The organism is Streptomyces sp. NPDC020958, from assembly GCF_055562175.1.
In genome coordinates this window covers 219,253-240,552 of sequence record NZ_JBVHFU010000004.1, presented here as the reverse complement: position 1 = coordinate 240,552, position 21,300 = coordinate 219,253, and the positions used below count along the sequence as shown (strand labels likewise).

Here is a 21,300-nt window from a genome sequence, read left to right as displayed (position 1 = left end):
CCGTCGCAGCGCCCGGAACCCCGGCTTGCGTCACGGCAGCCGGAACCCCGGCTTGCGTCACGGCAGCCGGAACCCCGGTTCCATCCCGCCGAGCGCGTTCGTGCACAGGCAGTCCCGGGCCGTGTTCTCCGGCAGGGCCGCCACCGCGTCGAACAGCACGCCCCGCAGCCGGTCCACGTTCGCCGCGAACACCCGGAGCACCTCGTCGTGCGAGACGCCCTCGCCGCTCTCCGCGCCCGCGTCCAGATCGGTGACCAGCGTCAACGACGTGTAACAGAGCTCCAGTTCCCGGGCGAGCGCCGCCTCGGGGTGACCGGTCATGCCCACCACGGACCAGCCCTGCGCCTGGTGCCAGAGCGATTCCGCACGGGTCGAGAAGCGCGGCCCCTCGACCACGACCAGCGTGCCCCCGTCCACCGGCTCCCAGTCGCGGCCCCGGGCCGCCTTCAGCGCCGCGGCGCGCCCGGTGGGGCAGTACGGGTCGGCCAGGGACACGTGCACCACGTTCGGCACGCTGCCGTCGGGCAACGGAAGTCCGTCGAAGTACGACTGGGCCCGGGACTTCGTCCGGTCCACCAGCTGGTCCGGCACGAGCAGCGTGCCGGGACCGTACTCGGGGCGCAGGCCGCCCACCGCGCACGGGCCGAGCACCTGGCGCGCCCCGACGGAGCGCAGCGCCCACAGGTTGGCGCGGTAGTTGATGCGGTGCGGCGGCAGATGGTGGCCGCGTCCGTGGCGGGGCAGGAAGGCGACCCGGCGGCCGGCGACCTCGCCGAGGAAGAGGGAGTCGCTGGGCGGCCCGTAGGGGGTGTCGACCTGGACCTCGGTCACGTCGTCGAGGAACGAGTAGAAGCCCGAACCGCCGATCACGCCGATCTCTGCGTTCACCATGCCCAGCACACTAGTCGCCCGTCCGAGCGGGCAGGAGCCGGTGTCCGGGAACGCCTCCGGAACGCCCCCGCCCTGGCGTCCGAGCACGCCTCGGACCCCGCCGTCGCTCGACAGCGGGGTCCGAAAGGGCTCCGTAAGGAGGTGCTCAGGCCGCGGAGGTGCTCGCGGAGCCCGACGAGGAGGACGTCGAGGACGACGCCTTGGACTCGGACGAGCCGGAACCCGAGGACGTCGAGGACGAGGTCTTCGACTCGGACGACGTGGAGCCCGACGTCTTCGACGCGGGGCTGCTGCTCGACGAGGAGCCGCGGCTGTCGTTGCGGTAGAAGCCCGAGCCCTTGAAGACAATGCCCACCGCGGAGAACACCTTCTTCAGGCGGCCACCGCAGTTGGGGCACTCGGTCAGGGCGTCGTCGGTGAACTTCTGCACCGCCTCGAGGCCCTCGCCGCACTCGGTGCACTGGTACTGGTAGGTCGGCACTGTCTTCCTCCTGGCACTCTCACTCGATGAGTGCTAACGACGGTCCATAGTGACGTATTCCTGAGGATCAGTCCACCGTCACCGGCTCGCGGTGACCGACGCCACGTGCCACCGTGCGGTTCCGGGGGCGCACGACCAGTCGTGACCGCAGCGCCAGCAGGGTCACCAGGGCGAGCAGCGTGCCGGCCATCGGCACCAGGAACCCGGCGCCGCCCCACAGCCGGTCCTCCAGCTGACCGGCGACCGTGACGGCGGCCGCCTGGCCGAGCGCCACCGCGCCCGTCAGCCAGGTGAACGCCTCGGTGCGGGCGCCGGCCGGGACCAGGCCCTCGACCAGCGTGTAGCCGGTGATCAGGGCGGGCGCGATGCACATGCCGACCAGCAGGCCGAGGCCGGCCAGGACGAGCACCGAGTGGGAGGTCCACAGCGCCGAGGCGGTCAGCGCGAGCGCCGCGTAGCCGAGGACCAGCCGCCGGTGCGGGGCGGCCTTCCAGGCGATGGCGCCGCACACGATGCCCGAGAGCATGTTCCCGGCGGCGAAGGTGCCGTACAGGACGCCGTTCAGGCCGGGCTCGCCGATCGACTCGGTGAACGCCGCGAGGGAGACCTGCATGCCGCCGAAGACGGAGCCGATGCCGAGGAAGGCCACGACGAGCACGCGCACGCCGGGGACGCGGAGCGCCGAGGCGTGCCGCACGCGCGCGTGCCCGGCGCCGGTCACCCGGGGCTGAGTGCCCTTCTGGGCGGCGAACAGCAGACCGCCGACCAGCGTCAGCGCGGCCTCGGTGACGAGTCCCGCGGCGGGGGTCACGGTGGTGCACAGGGCGGTCGCGAGGAGGGGACCGAACACGAAGGTGAGCTCGTCGGTGACGGACTCGAAGGCCGCGGCGGTGGACATCAGCGGCGAGTCCTGGAGCCGCACGCCCCAGCGGGCCCGCACCATGGGGCCGACCTGGGGCACCGAGGCGCCGGTCGGCACGGCCGCGGCGAACAGTGCCCACAGGGGCGCGTGCGCCAGTGCGAGCGCCGTCAGGGCGAGGCCCGACAGGGCGTGCACGAGGACCCCGGGCAGCAGCACCGCGCGCTGGCCGTGGCGGTCGGCCAGGCGGCCGCTGTAGGGGGCGAACAGCGCCATGGAGACACCGGTGACCGCCGCGGCGGCGCCCGCGGCGCCGTAGGAGCCGGTGGTGTGCTGCACGAGCAGCACGATGGAGATGGTGAGCATCGCGAACGGCTGGCGCGCCGCGAAACCGGGAAGCAGGAACGTCCAGGCGCCGCGGGTGCGCAGCAGCTGTCCGTAACCCGGGCGGGTCGGCGCCGCCGAGGTGTCCGACGGCTCGGTGGTGACCGTGGATGCCACGGCCCGTGCCTTTCTGCCGCCTGGTAGCGCGGCCCCTCCGGACGGGAGGCGGGCGCCGAGAGCTGTCCTCTTGCGCGGAACTGCGGTAGATACCGGCGCGCTGTGCGAGAGCGATCCCGGCCGCCATACGGTCGCGCCAGCTCTGCGTCAGGCAGAGTTGGTTCGATCAGGGTGCATTCATCGTACAGGGGCAGAGGCCTTGTCCGCCTGTGAAAACGCGCACGGAGAGGTTCGTTCACCTGGGATCGAGAGCGGTGTGAACCCTCCGAAACATGCCCTTAACGTGTGCCCAGCCAGCCCGCGAGCTTGCCGCCGTGTCCGACCGCGCGCAGCCGCCGTTCCGCGGCGTCCCGCACCGGGTCGGTGGCCACCACGAGGAGTTCGTCGCCGCGCCGCAGCACCGTCGCGGGCAGCGGGACAAACGATTTTCCTTCGCGGACGACCAGGGTGACGGCGGCCCCGGCGGGCAGCCGCAGCTCGTTGACCTCGACCCCGTGCATCAGGGAGCCCTCGGGGATGGAGACGGACAGCAGATGGCCGCGCAGCCGCTCCAGGGGCGCGGACTCGATGCCCAGGTCGGCGGCCTCCGGGCCCTCGCCGAGCCGCAGCTTGCGCGCCAGCCAGGGCAGGGTCGGCCCCTGGACGAGGGTGTAGACGACGACCAGCACGAAGACGATGTTGAAGATGCGGCGGCTGCTGTCGACGCCGTTCACCATGGGGATCGTCGCCAGGATGATGGGGACGGCGCCGCGCAGCCCGGCCCAGGACATCAGGGTCTGCTCCCCCCAGGGCACCCGGAAGGGCGTGAGGCTGGCGATCACGCTCAGCGGCCGCGCCACCATGGTGAGCACCAGCCCGATGACCAGGGCGGGCAGGAAGTCGTCGCCGAGTTCGTGCGGCGTGACCAGCAGGCCCAGCAGGACGAACATGCCGATCTGGGCGATCCAGCCGAGCCCCTCGGCGAACCCCCGGGTGGCGGGCCAGTGCGGCAGCTTGGCGTTGCCGAGCACCATGGAGGCGAGGTAGACGGCGAGGAAGCCGCTGCCGTGCGCCAGCGCGCCGGCCGCGTACGCGGTGACGGCGATGGCCATCACGGCGATCGGGTAGAGGCCGGAGGCGGGCAGGGCGACGTGCCGGAGGCCCCAGGCGCCGAGCCAGCCGACCGCGAGGCCCAGGGCCGCGCCGATGGCCAGCTCCATGGCTATCTCGCCCAGCAGGACGTACCAGTGCTCGACCGGTCCCGCGGTGGAGAAGGCGACGACCAGGATGACCACCGGTGCGTCGTTGAAGCCGGACTCCGCCTCCAGGGTGCCCGTCACGCGCGCGGGCAGCGGGATGCGCCGGAGCACCGAGAACACCGCCGCCGCGTCCGTGGAGGACACCACCGCCCCGATGATGAGCGCCTGCCGCCACTCCAGACCGACCAGGTAGTGCGCGCCCGCGGCGGTGACGCCGACGCTCACCCCGACCCCGACCAGGGCCAGCATGGTGGCGGACGCGAGGACGGGTTCGACCTCCTTCCACTTCGTGCCGAGGCCGCCCTCGGCCAGGATCACGACCAGGGCCGCGTATCCGATGACCTGGGTGAGTTCGGCGTTGCTGAAGTGGATGTTCCCGATGCCGTCCTGGCCCATGAGGACGCCGATGCCCAGGTACACGAGCAGGCTGGGGAGCCCGCTGCGTGAGGAGATCCGGACGGCCGCGACGGCGACCAGCAGGACCAGGGAGCAGACGAGCAGGAGCTGGTTGAGGTGGTGGACAGTCAGCGGCGGTTCCCTTCCTTGGCTCGCGCGCGGGCGGCGCGGAAGCTCACGTGCACAGGACCCGAGGGTGCGGTACACGGCACCCAAGTACTTCGTTACCTTACCTAACTCTTGACGCTTTCTTGACGCTCGCCGAGGCAAGATCGAACGCCCGTGCCCGCCGGTACCCGACTCCGCGTCAAGTGGTGACGGGCCCTGCGCCTATGGTTGCTCCAGCGCTCAGTCAAAAGCACATGCCCGCCTGCCGCTCGCGTTAGGACAGCAAGGACAGCGATGCCCCCCAACACCACCGCCACATCGGGTGACAAGCCCGGCAAGACCGGCAGGAAGAAGGGGCGCAAAGCCCGTCTGATCGTTCTGGTGCTCGTCCTGGCCGTCGTCGGAGGCATCGCCTTTGGGGCCTACTGGTCGATCAGCACCGTCCGTGCGTCCTTCCCGCAGACCAAGGGTTCGATCACGCTCGAAGGCCTCTCCGGGCCCGTCACCGTGAAGCGCGACGGCAACGGCATTCCGCAGATCTACGCCTCGACCGACGCCGACCTGTTCATGGCCCAGGGCTACGTCCAGGCGCAGGACCGGTTCTACGAGATGGACGTGCGCCGCCACATGACGTCCGGGCGCCTGTCGGAGATGTTCGGCAAGGGCCAGGTGAAGAACGACGAGTTCCTGCGCACCCTGGGCTGGGACCGGGTCGCGAAGCAGGAGTACGACACCAAGCTGTCGGCCGCCACGAAGAAATACCTCCAGGCGTACTCCAAGGGGGTCAACGCCTACCTGGCCGGCAAGGACGGCAAGGACATCTCCCTGGAGTACGCGGCCCTCGGCTTCGTCAACGACTACAAGCCCGAGCAGTGGACCCCGGTCGACTCGGTCTCCTGGCTGAAGGCGATGGCCTGGGACCTGCGCGGCAACATGCAGGACGAGATCGACCGCGCCCTGATGACCAGCCGCCTCGACCCGCAGCAGATCAAGGACCTCTACCCGGACTACCCGTACAGCCGCAACAAGGCGATCGTCCAGGAGGGCCAGTACGACGACGTCACCCGGACGTTCCAGCAGGGCGGCGCCACGAGCGGCTCCGGGACCTCGACGGGCACCGGCACCGGCACCACCTCGTCGTCCGCCGGTTCGGCGGTCACGAGCCAGCTGGCGGGCCTCTACAACGTCCTGGACGACGTCCCCACGGCCGTCGGTGTGAACGGCCAGGGCATCGGCTCCAACTCCTGGGTCGTCGGCGGCCAGTACACCATCAGCGGCAAGCCGCTGCTCGCCAACGACCCGCACCTGTCGGCCTCGCTGCCGTCCGTCTGGTACCAGATGGGCCTGCACTGCACCACGGTCTCCAGCAAGTGCCAGTACGACGTCACGGGCTACACCTTCGCCGGCATGCCCGGAGTGATAATCGGCCACAACGCGGACATCGCCTGGGGCATGACCAACTCCGGTGTCGACGTCACCGACCTCTACCTGGAGAAGCTCTCCGGCGACGGCTACCTCTACAACGGCAGGACCAAGCCGTTCACCACGCGTGAGGAGACCATCAAGGTCGCCGGCGGCGCGTCGAAGACGATCGTCGTACGCCAGACCGCCGACGGCATGCCCCTGCTGTCCGACCGCGACGACGAACTCGTCCAGGTCGGCAAGCGGGCCACCGTCAACACCGCCGCGCCCGACCGCGGCGACGGCTACGGCATCGCCCTGCGGTGGACCGCGCTGGACCCCGGCACCACCATGGACGCCGTCTTCGCCCTCGACAAGGCGTCCGACTGGAGCGAGTTCCGGAACGCGGCCGCCCAGTTCGACGTGCCCTCGCAGAACCTGATCTACGCCGACACCAAGAACAACATCGGCTACACGCTTCCGGGCAAGATCCCCACGCGGTCCTCGGTGGACGACGGCTCCATCCCCGCCCCGGGCTGGGACTCCAAGTACAAGTGGACCGGGTTCATCAAGCAGGACGAACTGCCCTACGAGTACAACCCGAAGCGCGGCTACATCGTCACCGCCAACCAGGCCGTGATCGACAAGGACAAGTACCCCTACACCCTCACCACGGACTGGGGCTACGGCACCCGCAGCCAGCGCATCACCGACCTGATCGAGTCGAAGATCAAGGACGGCGGCAAGATCTCCACCGACGACATGCGCCAGATGCAGCTGGACAACAGCAGTGAGATCGCCAAGCTGCTGGTGCCCAGGCTGCTGAAGATCAACCTCGACGACAAGGACGTGCGCGAGGCCCAGAAGCTGCTCGAGGGCTGGGACTACACCCAGGACTCCGACTCGGCGGCCGCCGCCTACTTCAACGCGGTCTGGCGCAACGTCCTCAAGCTCGCCTTCGGCAACAAGCTGCCCAAGGAACTGCGGGTCAAGGGCCAGTGCCTGTGGGTCGACAAGATCGACAGCACCGGTCCGGTCGACGACGACGCCAAGGTGCGCGAGTGCGGCGAGCGCGACGCCGACCAGGCCCAGCCGGACGGCGGCGACCGCTGGTTCGAGGTGGTCCGCACCCTCATGAACCAGCCGAACAGCGACTGGTGGAAGACGCCGAAGTCGGGCACCCGCCCCAAGGCCGACAACATGAACGAGCTGTTCGCGCGCGCCATGATCGACGCCCGCTGGGAGCTGACCGCCAAGCTCGGCAAGGACATCGACACCTGGAGCTGGGGCCGGCTGCACCGGTTGTTCCTGAAGAACCAGACCCTGGGCACCGACGGCCCGAGCTTCCTGCAGTACGTCCTCAACCGCGGTCCCTGGAAGCTCAGCGGCGGCGAGGCCACGGTCAACGCGACCGGCTGGAACGCGGCCGGCGGCTACGGCGTCGTCTGGGTCCCGTCCATGCGGATGGTCGTCAACCTCGACGACCTCGACAAATCCAAGTGGATCAACCTGACGGGGGCCTCCGGCCACGCCTTCAGCGCCCACTACACCGACCAGACGGGCAAGTGGGCCGCCGGCGAGCTGCTCCCCTGGTCGTTCTCGGACAAGGCGGTCGACAAGAGCACCAGCGACACGCTCGTCCTCAAGCCGTGAGCGGCTGACCGCACCCCGGGCACCGCCGAAACGGCCCACCACGTACGCGTGGTGGGCCGTTTCGCACCCGTGCGGCGCACGGGACCGCTCAAGGGCCGGCGAACCGGCGGGTGCCCGACGGCGTCACCACCGCCTGCACCGGCCGGTCGTGCGCCTCCGCGGGCACGTGCCCGACGATCTCCGTGCCGTAGAGCAGCACCACGAGCGCGGGCCGCGCGCCCGCGCGTTCCAGCCGGGCCAGCACACGGTCGTACGACCCGCCGCCGCGCCCCAGCCGCATCCCACGCGCGTCCACGGCCAGTCCCGGCAGCAGCACCACGTCCGCGCGGAGCACCGCGTCCGGCCCGAGGCGTTCACCCGAGGGTTCGAACAGGGCCATTTTCCCGCCATGTCGGACGAGGGCCAGGGAGTCCTCCCCGGCATAGGCGCCCCAGTCCAGGTCGTTGTCGGGCAGCAGTACGGGGAGCAGGACGCGCACACCCCGCGCGAGCAGCGCGTTCAGCAGGGGGAGGGTGCCCGGCTCGTTCCCGACGGAGACGTAGGCCGCGACGGTTTGCGCGCCCGCCAGCTCGGGCAGCTCCAGTGCGTGTCCGGACAGCGCGTCGGCCGCCTCCCTGACGACATCCGTCGTCAACCTGTTCCTCATCCCCAGGAAGTTCCGCCGCAATGTCGGCTTGTCACTCTCGGCCTCGGGTCCACCGTGCTCCACTGGTCGTTCCCGTACCCTTCTCAATCAGGTCATATGCGTGCCAATTGACCGGAGGCTCAGATTCTCGGCAAAGGCACCGGATAAGGTTGCGGACATGACTCAGTCGCACCCCAGGATCAGCAAGGCTGTCATTCCCGCGGCAGGCCTCGGCACCCGGTTCCTGCCGGCCACCAAGGCCACTCCGAAGGAGATGCTGCCGGTCGTCGACAAGCCGGCGATCCAGTACGTGGTCGAGGAGGCCGTGTCCGCGGGGCTCGACGACATCCTCATGATCACCGGACGCAACAAGCGTCCCCTGGAGGACCACTTCGACCGCAACTACGAGTTGGAGTCGGCCCTCCAGAAGAAGGGCGACGCCCACCGGCTCGCCAAGGTGCAGGAGTCCAGCGACCTGGCCACGATGCACTACGTGCGCCAGGGTGACCCCAGGGGCCTCGGTCACGCCGTGCTGTGCGCGGCCCCGCACGTCGGCCGCGAGCCCTTCGCCGTGCTGCTCGGCGACGACCTGATCGACCCCCGCGACCCCCTGCTCCAGCGCATGATCGAGGTCCAGGAGCGGCACGGCGGCAGCGTGATCGCCCTCATGGAGGTCGCCCCCGAGCAGATCCACCTCTACGGCTCCGCGGCCGTCGAGACCACCACCGACGGCGACGTCGTCAAGGTGACGGGACTGGTCGAGAAGCCGGACGCGGCGGACGCCCCGTCCAACTACGCGGTCATCGGCCGGTACGTGCTCGACCCGCACATCTTCGACATACTGCGGCGCACCGAACCGGGGCGCGGCGGCGAGATCCAGCTCACCGACGCCCTCCAGCAGCTCGCCCAGGACGAAAAGGCGGGCGGCCCGGTGCACGGCGTCGTCTTCAAGGGCCGGCGGTACGACACCGGCGACCGCGGCGACTATCTGCGTGCCATTGTCAGACTCGCGTGCGAACGTGAAGACCTGGGACCGGACTTCCGGGCCTGGCTTCGCAGTTACGTAGCCGAGGAGATGCAGCAGAGTTGAGCAGCGCCGCGACCCGCCCCGCCGGCCCGGACCGCCTGTGGTCGGTGGACGAGCACCTGGAGGACATCCTCTCGACCGTCCGCCCCCTGGACCCCATCGAGCTGCAACTGCTCGACGCGCAGGGCTGCGTCCTGGTCGACGACGTCATGGTGCCGGTCTCGCTGCCGCCCTTCGACAACAGCTCCATGGACGGGTACGCGGTACGGGTCACGGACGTGGCGGGCGCGAGCGAGGAGTTCCCGGCCGTCCTGGAGGTCGTCGGGGACGTCGCGGCGGGCGCGGCCGAGCTGACCCCGGTCGGCCCCGGCCAGGCGGCCCGCATCATGACCGGCGCCCCGCTGCCGCCCGGCGCGGAGGCCGTCGTCCCCGTGGAGTGGACCGACGGCGGGCTCGGCGAGGGACCGGTCACCGGGATGCGGGCGCGCAGCCTCACGCCCGAGGGCGCCCGGGGACACGTGCGCGTGCACCGGCCGGCCGAGGCACGCGCGCACGTGCGCGCGAAGGGCAGCGACGTGAAGGCGGGCGACCTCGCCCTGGAGGCCGGCACCGTGCTCGGTGCGCCGCAGATCGCCCTGCTCGCCGCGGTCGGCCGCGGCACGGTGCGGGTGCGCCCGCGCCCGCGCGTGGTCGTCGTGTCCACCGGCAGCGAACTCGTCCAGCCCGGCGAGGAGCTGGGCAGCGGCCAGATCTACGACTCCAACAGCTTCGCCCTCACCGCCGCCGCCCGGGACGCCGGTGCCATCGCCTACCGGGTGGGCGCCGTCGTGGACGACGCCGAGACGCTGCGCTCCACCATCGAGGACCAGCTCGTCCGCGCCGACCTGATGGTCACCACCGGCGGGGTGAGCGTGGGGGCCTACGACGTCGTCAAGGAGGCGCTGGCGCACGTCGCCGACGAGGACGAGGCGGGCGGCGGCATCGACTTCCGCAAGCTCGCCATGCAGCCGGGCAAGCCCCAGGGGTTCGGCTCCATCGGCCCCGAGCACACCCCGCTGCTGGCCCTGCCGGGCAACCCCGTGTCGTCGTACGTCTCCTTCGAGCTGTTCGTCCGGCCCGTCATCCGCACCCTGATGGGCCTGCCCGACGTCCACCGCCCCCGCACCACGGCGACGCTCAGGGCGGGCAAGGCGCTGAGCTCCCCGAAGGGGCGCCGGCAGTTCCTGCGCGGGGCGTACGCGGACGGCGAGGTCACCGCCGTGGGCGGGGCCGGTTCGCACCTGGTCGCGGCACTGGCGCACGCCGACGCGCTGATCGTCGTACCGGAGGACGTGGAAACCGTCGAGCCGGGCACCGAGGTCGAGGTCGTCCTGCTCGGCTAGGGCGTGGGCGGTGCTGTCCGGCGGGCGGTCCTGCCCGGTCGGGTGCGCCTGCTTGGCGGTACCGTGTCGCGCACAGCAGGCCCGAGCGCCGCACCGCGACGGGCCCGGACCGGGAGCGCCACACAGCATGACTGAGCCCTTCCGGGGGGAGACCCCCGGACCCCCTGTGCCCGAGCGTCTGACGCACATCGACGACGCGGGTGCCGCCCGCATGGTCGACGTGTCCGGCAAGGACGTGACCGCGCGCACCGCCCGCGCGAGCGGACGCGTCCTCGTCTCGCCCCGCGTGGTCGAGCTGCTGCGCGGCGAGGGCGTTCCCAAGGGCGACGCCCTCGCCACCGCGCGCATCGCCGGGATCATGGGGGCCAAGCGCACCCCCGATCTGATCCCGCTGTGCCACCCCTTGTCGGTCTCCGGTGTGAAACTGGACCTGTCGGTCGCGGACGACGCGGTGGAGATCCTGGCCACCGTCCGGACGACGGACCGCACGGGCGTCGAGATGGAGGCCCTCACGGCGGTCTCCGTGGCGGCACTCACCGTGATCGACATGGTCAAGGCGGTCGACAAGGGAGCGGTCATCACGGACGTACGCGTGGAGGAGAAGACGGGCGGCAAGTCGGGCGACTGGAGCCGGACGTGACGGGCGGGCCCGCGGGCGGCGGTGCGCCGTACCGGGCGCTCGTGGTGACCGCCTCCAACCGTGCCGCCGCCGGGGTCTACGAGGACCGGGGCGGTCCGCTGGTCGTGGCCGGCCTCAGGGGCTTCGGGTTCACCGTCGAAGGGCCGCGGGTGGTGCCCGACGGGGAGCCCGTGACGGCCGCGCTGCGCGCCGGGGTGGAGGCCGGGTACGACGTCGTCGTGACCACCGGCGGCACCGGCGTCTCGCCCACCGACCGCACCCCCGAGGCGACCCGCGCGGTGATCGACTACGAGGTGCCGGGCATCGCGGAGGCCGTCCGGGCGTTCGGACGGGAGAAGGTGCCCACCGCCGCGCTCTCCCGGGGCCTGGCCGGGGTGGCGGGCCGGACACTGATCGTCAACCTTCCGGGGTCCACCGGCGGGGTGCGGGACGGCCTCGCCGTCCTGGAACCGCTGCTGGCGCACGCCGTCGACCAGATCCGCGGCGGCGACCACCCTGGAACCGGCAGTGGGGGTGCGAGCTGAACAGCCCTTCCTGGCCCGTGGTGCTGGTGGACGGCGATGTCGTCCTGCGGCCCATAAAAGCGCGCGACCAGCGGGCCTGGCGCGAGGTCAACCGGCGCAACCGGGACTGGCTGCGCCCCTGGGAGGCGACCATTCCGCCGCCCACCCCCAGCGGGCCGGTCACGCACCGCCCGACCTACCGGCAGATGGTCCGGCACCTGCGCTCCGAGGCGAACGCGGGGCGCATGCTGCCGTTCGTCATCGAGTACCAGGGGCGGCTGGTGGGGCAGCTGACGGTCGCCGGGATCACCTGGGGGTCGATGTGCTCGGGGCACGTCGGCTACTGGGTGGACCGGTCGGTGGCGGGCCGCGGGGTGATGCCGACGGCCGTCGCGCTCGTGGTGGATCACTGTTTCCGCACCGTAGGGCTGCACCGCATCGAGGTCTGCATTCGCCCTGAGAACCGGCCCAGCCGCCGGGTGGTGGAGAAACTCGGATTCCGCGAGGAGGGGCTGCGGCCGCGTTATCTGCACATCGACGGAGCCTGGCGCGACCACCTCGTCTTCGCCCTGACGGCGGAAGAGGTGCCCGAGGGGTTGCTCGCGCGCTGGCAGCGGGCACGCTCCAGGAGCGCGTCCGCGAAGGCGCCGGGCACGACGGGCGGCCCGAACGCCCCCTGGAATCAGCAGAACACCTCGGGGAATCCCGGCTAGCCCCGGAAATTGAATAAGTGTTCGAAATTGATCGGTTGGTGACCGCCTCGGGGCGTTGAATTCGCGACTCCGGCGGCCTGTTGATCGCATCGGTCACAAAAAAAGCTCGAAATATCAGCCGGATCGTGCGACACACCGACGCAATTGGCAGATGGCCCCACGCAAACCCCTCTACCGTGTGAGGCGTGAGCAGCAGCGGCCTCATCTACGCAGTCATTGTCGGGGCCTGGGCCGCCTACTTGGTGCCGATGTGGCTCCGTAGGCAGGACGAGCTGAACGAGGCCCGTCCGACGGAACGCTTCAGCACCGCCATCCGGCTGCTGTCCGGACGGGCGGGGATGGAGCGCCGGTACGCCAGGGACCTAAGGGCGCGCTCCGCCTCGGAGGGGGAGCAGGACGCCGGTGATCCGGACGTCACCGACTCGGTGGACGTCCGGGCCTTCGCCATGCCTCCGACCCGCCGTCAGGTCCGGGCGGAGGCGGAGCCGGAGACACCCGGGTACCGGGAACCGGCCCACGACCAGCAGGCCGCTGTGGCGGCCAAGTCGCCCTCCGCACCGGCACGTCGGCAAGGCGGCGCGGCCGCCTCCGGGCAGGCCCCGGCAGCCACCCCCGCGACCGAACCGGACGCGGCGCGCAAGCGGGTCCCGGCTGCCCGGCGCGCGCCCTCCACGCAGACGGCGGCAGCACGCGCCCAGCGCTCGAAGGTGCTCGCGCGCCGTCGGCGCACCACCGTCCTGCTCTTCGTCGCCTTCACGCTCGGCGCGATCGTCGCGGCCGTCGGAGGGCTGGCGTTCCTGTGGGCGCCCGGCGTGCCCGCCGTGATGCTCAGCACGTACATCGCCTACCTGCGCACGCAGGAACGGCGCCGCTTCGCCTACCAGATGGACCGGCGTCAGGCCGAGGCCGCCGCCCAGCGGTTGCGTGAGCGGCAGCCGCGGCGGCGCGCACCCCTCGATCCGGGCGCGGTCGCCGACGAACCCGACGAGGGCCCGGCCACCGAGACCGACCCCGGGCTGTCCGCGCTCGCCGCGGACCGGCGTGCCCTGGTCGAGCAGACCGACCACGCCGAGTGGGTCGACCAGCAGCGCGAGCGGCAGCGGCGGCCCGGACAGGGAGACAGCTGGGACCCGGTGCCGGTGCCGCTGCCGACCTACGTGACCGCGCCGGTCGCCCCGCGCGCCACCTCCGACGTGGACCTCGGGGCGCCCGACGCGTGGAGTTCCGCGCGGTCCAGCTCCGTCGCGCCGGAGCTGGAGGCGAGGCCGGCGGCGCCGGAGCCCGAGGCGCAGGGGACCGCCGCCGACGACGACAGGCCGGACGACGGCCGCACCGACGCCCGCCGGGCGGCCTCCGCCCGCCGGGCACGGGAGCGCGGCCGTACGCCGCTCTTCGACCAGTACGAGGACGGCGAGCGCCCGCGCGCGGCCAACGAGTGATCCGGAGCGGGCCCGAGGCTCCCTCGGGACCCCGGTCCTGACCAGTCAGGGAACGGATTTCCAAGCACCCCGACGGGGATGCTAGAGTTTCACTCGTTGCAAGGGCCTGTGGCGCAGTCCGGTAGCGCACCTCGTTCGCATCGAGGGGGCCAGGGGTTCAAATCCCCTCAGGTCCACTGCACATCTGTTCTCGAGTTCGCTCGGGGGTGGTTGACGAGATCCCGTCGATCTTCATGATCGGTCGGGATCTTCGTCGTTTCCGGGGTCCGCTCGAAGCACTCCACCACCCCGCGACTCCGTGTCGACGCCGTGGGGGCGGTGGGCGCCCGAGGCCGGCTACCGGTCCCCGCGCAGGTCCTTCGCGAAGCAGCGGCTCGACTCGTAGTGGCGGTAGTAGCCGAACTTGGTGCACGGGGCGTAGCCGCTGGAGGTGTACAGGGCGATGGCCTCCGGCTGCTTGGTGCCGGTCTCCAGGACCATGCGCAGCCGGCCGGCCGCGCGGGCGTCGTCCTCCAGGGCCGTGAGGATCCGGCGGGCCAGGCCCCGGCCGCGCATCCCCTCGACGACGTACATGCGCTTGAGTTCGGCGTCGCCGTCCTCGTTGCCCTCGCCGTTCGCGTCCTGGCTGCGCCAGCCGCCGGTGGCCACCGGGCGGTCGGACTCGTCGTACGCGATCAGGTAGACCCCGTTCGGAGGCCGGAAGTCGGAGGGGTCCAGGACCGTGGCGTCGCCGCCGTCGCCGTAGCGGACGTGGTACTCGGCCTGGACCTCGTCGTTGAGCTTGACGGCGTCGGGGTGGTCGAAGGCAACGCGGCGAATGTTCATGAGGGGCATCGTAGATTCGTACGGGCGCTCGGTCGGGCGGCGCGGTGGGCGTCGGGACTCCGTCCAGTGTGCCGGTATCGTTCCCGCGTGCTGACTGTGACCTCGGTGAATGTGAACGGGCTGCGTGCCGCCGCGAAGAAGGGCTTCGTCGAGTGGCTCGCCGAGACCTCCGCGGACGTGCTCTGCCTCCAGGAGGTGCGCGCGGAACCGCAGCAGCTCCCGGAGGAGGTGCGTGCGCCCGGCGGCTGGCACGTCGTGCACGCCCCCGCGGCGGCCAAGGGGCGCGCCGGGGTCTCCCTGTACACCCGGCGTGAGCCGGACCGGGTGCGGATCGGCTTCGGGTCGGACGAGTTCGACGCGAGCGGGCGCTACGTCGAGGCCGACCTCCCCGGTGTCACCGTCGCCTCCCTGTACCTCCCCTCCGGCGAGGTCGGTACCGAGCGGCAGGACGAGAAGGTGCGCTTCATGGGCGAGTTCCACGCCCACCTGAAGGAACTGCGCGCACGCGCCGCCGCCGACGGACGCGAGGTCGTCGTCTGCGGCGACTGGAACATCGCCCACCAGCAGGCCGACCTGAAGAACTGGCGCGGCAACACCAAGAATTCCGGCTTCCTCCCGGAGGAGCGGGAGTGGCTCGGCACCGTCCTGGACCCGGCCGACGGCGGCTACGTCGACGTCGTACGCGCGCTCCACCCGGACATGGAGGGCCCGTACACCTGGTGGTCCTACCGGGGGCGGGCCTTCGACAACGATTCAGGATGGCGCATCGACCTCGCCGTCGCGACCCCTGGACTGGCCGCCCGCGCCGTCAAGGCGTTCGTGGAGCGGGCGGCCAGTCATGAGCAGCGGTGGTCGGATCACGCGCCTGTGACGGTGGTCTTCGAGGTGTGAGGTGAGATGGGCCGTTCACCGGGGGTGAAGGTCAGGCGTGAGGTGTCGGGCCCGGCCGACCGGTCCCGTCCGCCACCCGAGCGCCCCTTGCCGACAGTGACGCGCACTCCGTCCCTGAGCAACTGCTCCCGCGTCACCTCACCGGCCGTGCCGAACGCCTCGCGGTAGCGGTTGACGGCGTACTCGTCGAGCCAGTCGGAGCGGATTCCAGTGGGGCGGGGACAGACGTCGCCGCGTGCTGTCGCGCGGCACATGTAGTCGCCGTACGGATACCCCTTGCGTGCGGCGAAGTACATGCGCCCTTCGCAGCCTGCGCAATGCGCGATGCCGGTGAGCAGGGCGGTTGTCCGGCTTCTCGGTCGGCGAGTGCCGTTGGAACGGGCCGCCAGGATGTCCTGCAAGGCTTGGAACTCCTCCTCGGAGAGCAGCGGCTGGCCGACGAGTACCGGGCTGCCGTGTGCGTCGCGGACCGTCTGCCCGCCATGTGTCCGGTGCCCTGCCAGTGACGGGCTCCGCAGGACCTTGGACAGAGTCCCCGAAGTCCACCGGAACCGCTCGAATTCCCGTCCGTGTCGATGCCCGCCCGTCGGGCGGCCCTGAAGCCGGGCGTGTCGGTCGCGGGGTACCAGTACCTCCGAATCGTTCAGTTCGCGTGCGATGGAGATCAGGGAACGTCCTTCGTGCACGGCAGCCACAATCATGTGAACGGCGGCGGCGGATTCGGGGTCGGGGGCCAGGCACCACCCGCTGCCCGAGGGGTGCGGTGCCTTCCGGTATCCGAACGGGACCAGCCCGCCGCCGTATCGGCCCGCTGTCCGCAGCGCTTCATGGCTGCTGCTGAGCCGGGCGGAGATGGTGCGTGCCTCCTGCTCGGCATCGTGGGCGAGGGCCATGCACTGCCGGACAGCCGAACCTTTCGCCTGCGGTGTCACGACGAGAGGGGGACCGGTCTCGGGCATACCGAAGACGAACGTCCGCCCGTGCCGCCGCCCCCAGGCGAGCAGTTCGGTCATGTGGGCCACGGAGCGCACGGCGCGATCCACGTGGGACCAGACGATCGCTTCGAATGCCTGCGGCCGTAGCAGCCAGGACGAGAGAGCAGGCCTCTCGAACGGTGTCGTCCGACGGGCCGAGACGCCGAGGTCCGAAGCCTCGGCCACGAGGTCGAAACCGAGTCGCTCTGCGGTGAGCTGAATGACCGCGCGCTGTAGGTCCGGTGAGGTCGTCACGCTGGTGAGGCAGCTGAGGCGCAACGCGGCAAGAGCTCTTGGTCGCTCGGTACGGCGAAGAGGGAACGGGACGGAAGGAGGTGCTTGAGGACTACGCTCGGACACGTCGACGCTCCTAGGCAGAGTCGGCCGTACCCCGGGGCTGGTCGCACAGCCGCCGGGGCCTTTCGACTCACTCTCGGAGCACGAACATCATTCCGAGGGGCAGTCTCCGGAAAGTACCCCGAAGGAGTGAGTCCTTGCGGTCGGCGATCTAGCTACGTTTCCGCAGCCTGCGGTCCAGGGCCAGGGAGACCTCCGCCTCCACCACGCTGCGGGCCAGCGGGCGCAGGCGGGCCAGGTCCTCCTCGGGGCCGTGGCGCAGGACGAGCCGGGCGAAGAGATCGGCGAGGGCGTCGGCGTGTTCGCGTACGCTGCGCCCCGCCGCCAGCACCTCCGCCAGCGGGAAGCCCTCGCGGACCAGGGCCGAGGAGGCGTCCAGGAGGCGGCGGCTGATGTGGACGATGTCGTCGCCGTCGGTGCCCAGGTAGCCGAGTTCCATGGCGGCGGCGAGGTTCTCCGGGGTGACCTCGCCCTCGAAGCGGGCGGCGAGTTCCTCGGGGGTCAGGCGGACCGGCTCCTCCTCGCTGGGGGTGTCGACGCCCAGCAGGTCGGCCACGTCCCGGCCGTGGTCGAGGGCCTCCGCCAGTTCGGCGATGCCGCTGAGGGTGTGGCCGCGCTCGAGGAGCGCCGAGATGGTGCGCAGCCGCGCCAGGTGGTGGTCGTCGTACCAGGCGATACGGCCCTCACGGCGGGGCGGTGCGAGCAGCTTGCGTTCGCGGTAGAAGCGCAGCGTGCGCACGGTTATGCCGGCCCTTCTCGCCAGCTCCTCCATGCGGTACTCGCGCGGTCCGTCGTCGTCTGCCACGGCCGCAGCCTACGTTGTACCGACGGTACCCGCGGCGGAGCCGCTGATGCGAACGTCTTCCGCGCGGCCCCTACCCATCAGTACGGAGCTGCCCTAGAGTGCGACTGCGCCAGTGATTACTGGCGCAATCACGGTCGAGGTGTGGAGGCTCCGGGATGGCCCAGCACGAGCATGTACGGGTGGCGGTGATCGGGTCCGGTTTCGGCGGACTGGGCGCGGCCGTACGGTTGCGCCGGGAGGGGGTCACCGACTTCGTCGTCCTGGAACGCGCGGACGGCGTCGGCGGCACCTGGCGGGACAACAGCTATCCGGGCTGCGCCTGCGATGTGCCGTCCCACCTGTACTCCTTCTCCTTCGCCCCGAACCCCGACTGGCCGCGCACCTTCTCCGGGCAGGAGCACATCCGCGCCTACCTGGAGCATGTCGCCGACACCTTCGGGCTCCGGCCCCACCTGCGCTTCGGCGCCGAGGTGCAGCGGATGACCTGGGACGCGCGGCAGCTGCGCTGGGACATCGAGACGGCCGCCGGCACCTTCTCCGCCGACGTCGTCGTCTCCGCCACCGGCCCGCTGTCCGACCCGAAGATCCCCGCGATCCCGGGCCTGGACTCCTTCGAGGGCGAGGTCTTCCACTCGGCCCGCTGGAACCACGGCTACGACCTGCGCGGCAAGCGGGTCGCCATGGTCGGCACCGGTGCCTCCGCGATCCAGATCGTGCCCGCGATCCAGCCCGAGGTCGCCCGCCTCACCCTCTTCCAGCGCACCCCGCCCTGGGTGATGCCCCGCGTGGACCGCGCCATCGGCGCCGCCGAACGCGGGCTGCACCGGGCGCTGCCCTTCACCACCCGGGCCCGGCGCGGGCTCCTGTGGGGCATCCGGGAACTCCAGGTCCAGGCGTTCACCAAGCACCCCGACGAACTCGGCCTGGTCGAGAAGCTCGCCCTGCGCAACATGGCCCGCGCCGTCAAGGACCCGGCGCTGCGGGCGAAGCTCACCCCGGACTACCGCATCGGCTGCAAGCGCATCCTGCTGTCCAGCACCTACTATCCGGCGCTCGCCCGGCGGAACGTGGACGTGGTGGCGAGCGGCCTCGCCGAGGTCCGCGGTTCGACGGTGGTCGCCGCCGACGGCAGCACCGCCGAGGTCGACGCGATCATCTTCGGCACCGGCTTCCACGTCACCGACATGCCGATCGCGCAACGCGTCGTCGGCGCCGACGGTCGCACCCTCGCGGAGACCTGGAAGGACGGCATGCAGGCGCTGCGCGGTGCCTCGGCCGCCGGGTTCCCCAACTGGATGACGATCATCGGACCCAACACCGGCCTCGGGAACTCCTCCATGATCCTCATGATCGAGTCCCAGCTGAACTACCTGGCCGACTACCTGCGCCAGCTCCGGGTCCTCGGCGGGCGCGTCGCCCTCGACGCCCGCCCCGGCGCGGTGGCCGCCTGGAACGACAAGGTCCAGGAACGCATGAGGCGCACCGTCTGGAACACCGGCGGCTGCACCAGCTGGTACCTGGACGCGAACGGCCGCAACACCACCATCTGGCCCGGCACGACGACCGAGTTCCGGCGTGCGACCCAGCGCGTGGACCTGGCCGAGTACGACGTGATCCGCCCGCCCCTGCCCGACGACGGGGCCGAAGACGGGGCCGCGGACGGGGCCGGCGAGCCGGGAGCCAGGTCCGGCGCGGAGGTGGGCGCATGAGCCGGCCGGCCCACGTGACCAGCGGGCCCTACGCCCCGCCCGTGCCCGCGCGGGAACTCACCGCCGTCTCCGCCGACGGCGCCCGGCTGCACGTCGAGGTGCACGGCCCCGAGGGCGCGCCCCCCGTCGTCCTCGCCCACGGCTGGACCTGCTCCACCGCCTTCTGGGCGACACAGATCCGGGAACTCGCCGTCGACCACCGGGTCGTCGCCTACGACCAGCGGGGGCACGGGCGCAGTCCCGCGAGCCCCGCGTGCACCACCGGTGCGCTGGCGGACGACCTGGAAGCGGTGCTGGCCGAGACACTCGCGCCCGGGGAGAAGGCCGTGATCGTCGGCCACTCCATGGGCGGCATGACGGTCATGGCGGCCGCCGCGCGTCCCCGCTTCCGGGAGCACGCCGCCGCCGTCCTGCTGTGCAGCACCGGGAGTTCACGGCTGATCGCGGAGGCGCTCGTCATACCGTTGCGCGCCGGGGCCCTGCGCACCCGGCTCACGACGCGTGTGCTGGCGTCGCGCGCCCCGCTCGGTCCGGTCACGCCGGTCGCGAAGCGCATCCTCAAGTACGCGACCATGGGCGCAGGTTCCGCCCCGCACATGGTGGAGGCGTGCGCACGGATCGTGCACGCCTGCCCGCGCGCCGTACGGCATGCCTGGGCGGGTGTCCTCGCGGAGCTCGACCTCGACGCCGGCGTACGGGAGTTGCGGGTCCCCACGGCGGTCCTCACCGGTACGGCCGACCGGCTCACGCCCCCGCTGCACGCCCGCGCGCTGGTCGCCGCGCTGCCGCACTCCCTCGGCCTCACCGAGCTGCCCGGCATCGGCCACATGACACCGGTCGAGGCTCCGGAGCCGGTCAACGGAAAGATCCGGGACCTCGTCACCACGTATGTGACGGTCACCCCGGCGGACACCGGCGCCGAGGCGCCCGAGCGGATCACGGAGGGCTCATGAGCAGGGTCGGTCTCGAAGGACAGGTCGCGGTCGTCACCGGAGCGGCGCGCGGGGTCGGCGAGTTGCTCGCCCGCAAGCTCTCCGCGCGCGGGGCGAAGGTGGCGCTCGTGGGGCTGGAGGAGGAGGCGCTGAAGGAGGCCGCCGGGCGGCTGCACACCGAAGGCGCCCACTGGTACGCCGACGTCACCGACCACGAGGCGATGAGCCGGGTCGCGGCCGAGGTCAAGGAGCGGTTCGGCAAGGTCGACATCGTGGTCGCCAACGCCGGGGTGGCCAACGGCGGTCCGTTCGCCGACTCGGACCCCGAGGCGTGGCGGCGGGTGATCGAGGTCAACCTGATCGGCTCGGCGGTGACGGCACGGGCGTTCCTGCCGGTGCTCACGGAGAGCCGCGGCTATCTGCTCCAGGTCGCCTCGCTGGCCGCCATCACACCGGCGCCGATGATGAGCGCGTACTGCGCGTCCAAGTCGGGTGTGGAGGCGTACGCCCACAGTCTGCGCGCCGAGGTCGGCCACCAGGGCGTGCGCGTCGGCGTCGCGTACCTGTCGTGGACGGACACCGACATGGTGCGCGGCGCCGACCAGGACGACGTGATGCGGGAGTTGCGGCAGCGGCTGCCGTGGCCGTCGAACAAGACGTACCCGCTGGGTCCGGCGGTGGACCGGATGGTCGCCGGGATCGAACGGCGCTCGGCGCACGTGTACGGGCAGTGGTGGCTGCGCGGGATGCAGGGCGTGCGCGGCTACCTGCCGGCACTCATCGGGACGGTCGGGCAGCGCGAGATGAAGCGGTTCGCGCCCCGCTTGCAGGGGGTGCGCACGGGGCTCGTCGGCGCGGGTGGGGCGGCGGACGAGGAGGCTCGTGCTACGCAGCGTCACTGATCGACATGCGTGCGTAGTCGGCCCGTGTGAATCTGGTCGAGGCCCCAC

General features: G+C 71.5%; 19 protein-coding genes, 1 tRNA gene and 1 pseudogene. 12 read left to right on the top strand and 9 right to left on the bottom strand.

Going from position 1 to position 21,300, the window contains the following annotated elements; all coding sequences use genetic code 11:
* Window positions 1-57: 57 nt before the first annotated feature.
* The 4 genes from ACZ3KP_RS14950 to ACZ3KP_RS14935 all read right to left on the bottom strand — a co-directional run bounded on the left by ACZ3KP_RS14950 (window position 58) and on the right by ACZ3KP_RS14935 (window position 4,582).
* Window positions 58-891 carry an S-methyl-5'-thioadenosine phosphorylase gene (locus ACZ3KP_RS14950; RefSeq protein WP_467499612.1) on the bottom strand — a complete coding sequence of 278 codons (834 nt, stop codon included), beginning with the start codon at window positions 889-891 and terminating at the stop codon, window positions 58-60.
* A 145-nt stretch (window positions 892-1,036) separates the two neighbouring features.
* Window positions 1,037-1,372 carry an FmdB family zinc ribbon protein gene (locus ACZ3KP_RS14945; protein ID WP_358976858.1) on the bottom strand — a complete coding sequence of 112 codons (336 nt, stop codon included), beginning with the start codon at window positions 1,370-1,372 and terminating at the stop codon, window positions 1,037-1,039.
* Window positions 1,373-1,439: 67 nt separating this feature from the next.
* Window positions 1,440-2,732 (bottom strand): MFS transporter, encoded by a 1,293-nt coding sequence (locus ACZ3KP_RS14940; RefSeq protein WP_467499609.1) that lies wholly within the window; start codon window positions 2,730-2,732, stop codon window positions 1,440-1,442.
* 278 nt (window positions 2,733-3,010) lie between these two features.
* Window positions 3,011-4,582 (bottom strand): potassium/proton antiporter, encoded by a 1,572-nt coding sequence (locus ACZ3KP_RS14935; RefSeq protein WP_467499607.1) that lies wholly within the window; start codon window positions 4,580-4,582, stop codon window positions 3,011-3,013.
* 186 nt (window positions 4,583-4,768) lie between these two features.
* Here ACZ3KP_RS14935 and ACZ3KP_RS14930 point away from each other — a divergent pair, with 186 nt between their 5' ends.
* On the top strand, window positions 4,769-7,528 hold the full coding sequence (locus ACZ3KP_RS14930; protein WP_467499605.1) for a penicillin acylase family protein: 2,760 nt from the start codon (window positions 4,769-4,771) through the stop codon (window positions 7,526-7,528).
* Window positions 7,529-7,616: 88 nt separating this feature from the next.
* Here the strand turns inward: ACZ3KP_RS14930 and ACZ3KP_RS14925 are convergent, their stop codons facing one another.
* On the bottom strand, window positions 7,617-8,174 hold the full coding sequence (locus tag ACZ3KP_RS14925) for a 5-formyltetrahydrofolate cyclo-ligase (protein ID WP_467499603.1): 558 nt from the start codon (window positions 8,172-8,174) through the stop codon (window positions 7,617-7,619).
* A 157-nt stretch (window positions 8,175-8,331) separates the two neighbouring features.
* Here ACZ3KP_RS14925 and galU point away from each other — a divergent pair, with 157 nt between their 5' ends.
* The 7 genes from galU to ACZ3KP_RS14890 all read left to right on the top strand — a co-directional run bounded on the left by galU (window position 8,332) and on the right by ACZ3KP_RS14890 (window position 14,033).
* Window positions 8,332-9,243 carry a UTP--glucose-1-phosphate uridylyltransferase GalU gene (gene galU / locus ACZ3KP_RS14920; protein WP_467499601.1) on the top strand — a complete coding sequence of 304 codons (912 nt, stop codon included), beginning with the start codon at window positions 8,332-8,334 and terminating at the stop codon, window positions 9,241-9,243.
* Complete coding sequence (gene glp, locus ACZ3KP_RS14915) at window positions 9,240-10,562, top strand: molybdotransferase-like divisome protein Glp (RefSeq protein WP_467499599.1); 1,323 nt, start codon at window positions 9,240-9,242, stop codon at window positions 10,560-10,562. The genes galU and glp overlap by 4 nt, the downstream gene beginning before the upstream one ends.
* Window positions 10,563-10,689: 127 nt before the next feature.
* Complete coding sequence (moaC, locus tag ACZ3KP_RS14910; protein ID WP_360511326.1) at window positions 10,690-11,202, top strand: cyclic pyranopterin monophosphate synthase MoaC; 513 nt, start codon at window positions 10,690-10,692, stop codon at window positions 11,200-11,202.
* Window positions 11,199-11,726, top strand: a complete 528-nt coding sequence (locus ACZ3KP_RS14905; protein WP_467499597.1) for a MogA/MoaB family molybdenum cofactor biosynthesis protein — start codon at window positions 11,199-11,201, stop codon at window positions 11,724-11,726. Before moaC ends, ACZ3KP_RS14905 begins: the two co-directional genes overlap by 4 nt.
* Before the next feature lie 20 nt (window positions 11,727-11,746).
* Complete coding sequence (locus tag ACZ3KP_RS14900) at window positions 11,747-12,418, top strand: GNAT family N-acetyltransferase (protein WP_358977320.1); 672 nt, start codon at window positions 11,747-11,749, stop codon at window positions 12,416-12,418.
* A gap of 185 nt (window positions 12,419-12,603) precedes the next feature.
* Window positions 12,604-13,857 (top strand): divisome protein SepX/GlpR, encoded by a 1,254-nt coding sequence (gene sepX, locus ACZ3KP_RS14895; protein WP_467499595.1) that lies wholly within the window; start codon window positions 12,604-12,606, stop codon window positions 13,855-13,857.
* 102 nt (window positions 13,858-13,959) lie between these two features.
* Window positions 13,960-14,033, top strand: a tRNA-Ala gene (locus ACZ3KP_RS14890).
* Between the two features lie 160 nt (window positions 14,034-14,193).
* On the opposite strand, the gene ACZ3KP_RS14885 is transcribed toward ACZ3KP_RS14890, so the two are convergent.
* Window positions 14,194-14,682 carry a GNAT family N-acetyltransferase gene (locus ACZ3KP_RS14885; RefSeq protein ID WP_467499593.1) on the bottom strand — a complete coding sequence of 163 codons (489 nt, stop codon included), beginning with the start codon at window positions 14,680-14,682 and terminating at the stop codon, window positions 14,194-14,196.
* An 87-nt stretch (window positions 14,683-14,769) separates the two neighbouring features.
* On the opposite strand from ACZ3KP_RS14885, the gene ACZ3KP_RS14880 reads away from it, so the two are divergent.
* Window positions 14,770-15,573 (top strand): exodeoxyribonuclease III, encoded by an 804-nt coding sequence (locus ACZ3KP_RS14880; protein WP_467499591.1) that lies wholly within the window; start codon window positions 14,770-14,772, stop codon window positions 15,571-15,573.
* Here ACZ3KP_RS14880 and ACZ3KP_RS14875 read toward each other — a convergent pair.
* The 3 genes and pseudogenes from ACZ3KP_RS14875 to ACZ3KP_RS14865 form a co-directional block, all read right to left on the bottom strand.
* Entirely contained in the window at window positions 15,540-15,869 is a 330-nt protein-coding gene (locus tag ACZ3KP_RS14875) for a hypothetical protein (protein ID WP_467500270.1), read from the bottom strand. The two genes, ACZ3KP_RS14880 and ACZ3KP_RS14875, sit on opposite strands and share 34 nt — an antisense overlap.
* A 144-nt stretch (window positions 15,870-16,013) precedes the next feature.
* Window positions 16,014-16,802 (bottom strand): annotated as a pseudogene (locus ACZ3KP_RS14870) (recombinase family protein); the annotation flags it as partial.
* Between the two features lie 253 nt (window positions 16,803-17,055).
* Window positions 17,056-17,676, bottom strand: a complete 621-nt coding sequence (locus ACZ3KP_RS14865) for a MerR family transcriptional regulator (RefSeq protein WP_467500268.1) — start codon at window positions 17,674-17,676, stop codon at window positions 17,056-17,058.
* A 188-nt stretch (window positions 17,677-17,864) separates the two neighbouring features.
* Here ACZ3KP_RS14865 and ACZ3KP_RS14860 point away from each other — a divergent pair, with 188 nt between their 5' ends.
* Genes ACZ3KP_RS14860 through ACZ3KP_RS14850 form a run of 3 tightly spaced genes read left to right on the top strand, consistent with a single transcriptional unit; the run spans window position 17,865 to window position 21,252 of the window.
* A complete protein-coding gene (locus ACZ3KP_RS14860; protein WP_467499589.1) occupies window positions 17,865-19,418 on the top strand; it encodes a flavin-containing monooxygenase in 1,554 nt (517 codons plus the stop codon).
* Window positions 19,415-20,371 carry an alpha/beta fold hydrolase gene (locus ACZ3KP_RS14855; protein WP_467499587.1) on the top strand — a complete coding sequence of 319 codons (957 nt, stop codon included), beginning with the start codon at window positions 19,415-19,417 and terminating at the stop codon, window positions 20,369-20,371. The genes ACZ3KP_RS14860 and ACZ3KP_RS14855 overlap by 4 nt, the downstream gene beginning before the upstream one ends.
* A complete protein-coding gene (locus tag ACZ3KP_RS14850) occupies window positions 20,368-21,252 on the top strand; it encodes an SDR family oxidoreductase (protein WP_358976902.1) in 885 nt (294 codons plus the stop codon). Before ACZ3KP_RS14855 ends, ACZ3KP_RS14850 begins: the two co-directional genes overlap by 4 nt.
* The last annotated feature ends 48 nt before the right edge of the window (window positions 21,253-21,300 follow it).

Coding starts and splice junctions, on each gene's coding strand:
- ACZ3KP_RS14925 (WP_467499603.1), bottom strand. CDS start 8,174: ATGAGGAACAGGTTGACGACGGATGTCGTCAGGGAGGCGGCCGACGCG.
- ACZ3KP_RS14865 (WP_467500268.1), bottom strand. CDS start 17,676: ATGGAGGAGCTGGCGAGAAGGGCCGGCATAACCGTGCGCACGCTGCGC.
- ACZ3KP_RS14950 (WP_467499612.1), bottom strand. CDS start 891: ATGGTGAACGCAGAGATCGGCGTGATCGGCGGTTCGGGCTTCTACTCG.
- ACZ3KP_RS14850 (WP_358976902.1), top strand. CDS start 20,368: ATGAGCAGGGTCGGTCTCGAAGGACAGGTCGCGGTCGTCACCGGAGCG.
- galU (WP_467499601.1), top strand. CDS start 8,332: ATGACTCAGTCGCACCCCAGGATCAGCAAGGCTGTCATTCCCGCGGCA.
- ACZ3KP_RS14875 (WP_467500270.1), bottom strand. CDS start 15,869: ATGTACTTCGCCGCACGCAAGGGGTATCCGTACGGCGACTACATGTGC.
- ACZ3KP_RS14855 (WP_467499587.1), top strand. CDS start 19,415: ATGAGCCGGCCGGCCCACGTGACCAGCGGGCCCTACGCCCCGCCCGTG.
- ACZ3KP_RS14930 (WP_467499605.1), top strand. CDS start 4,769: ATGCCCCCCAACACCACCGCCACATCGGGTGACAAGCCCGGCAAGACC.
- moaC (WP_360511326.1), top strand. CDS start 10,690: ATGACTGAGCCCTTCCGGGGGGAGACCCCCGGACCCCCTGTGCCCGAG.
- ACZ3KP_RS14885 (WP_467499593.1), bottom strand. CDS start 14,682: ATGAACATTCGCCGCGTTGCCTTCGACCACCCCGACGCCGTCAAGCTC.
- ACZ3KP_RS14860 (WP_467499589.1), top strand. CDS start 17,865: ATGGCCCAGCACGAGCATGTACGGGTGGCGGTGATCGGGTCCGGTTTC.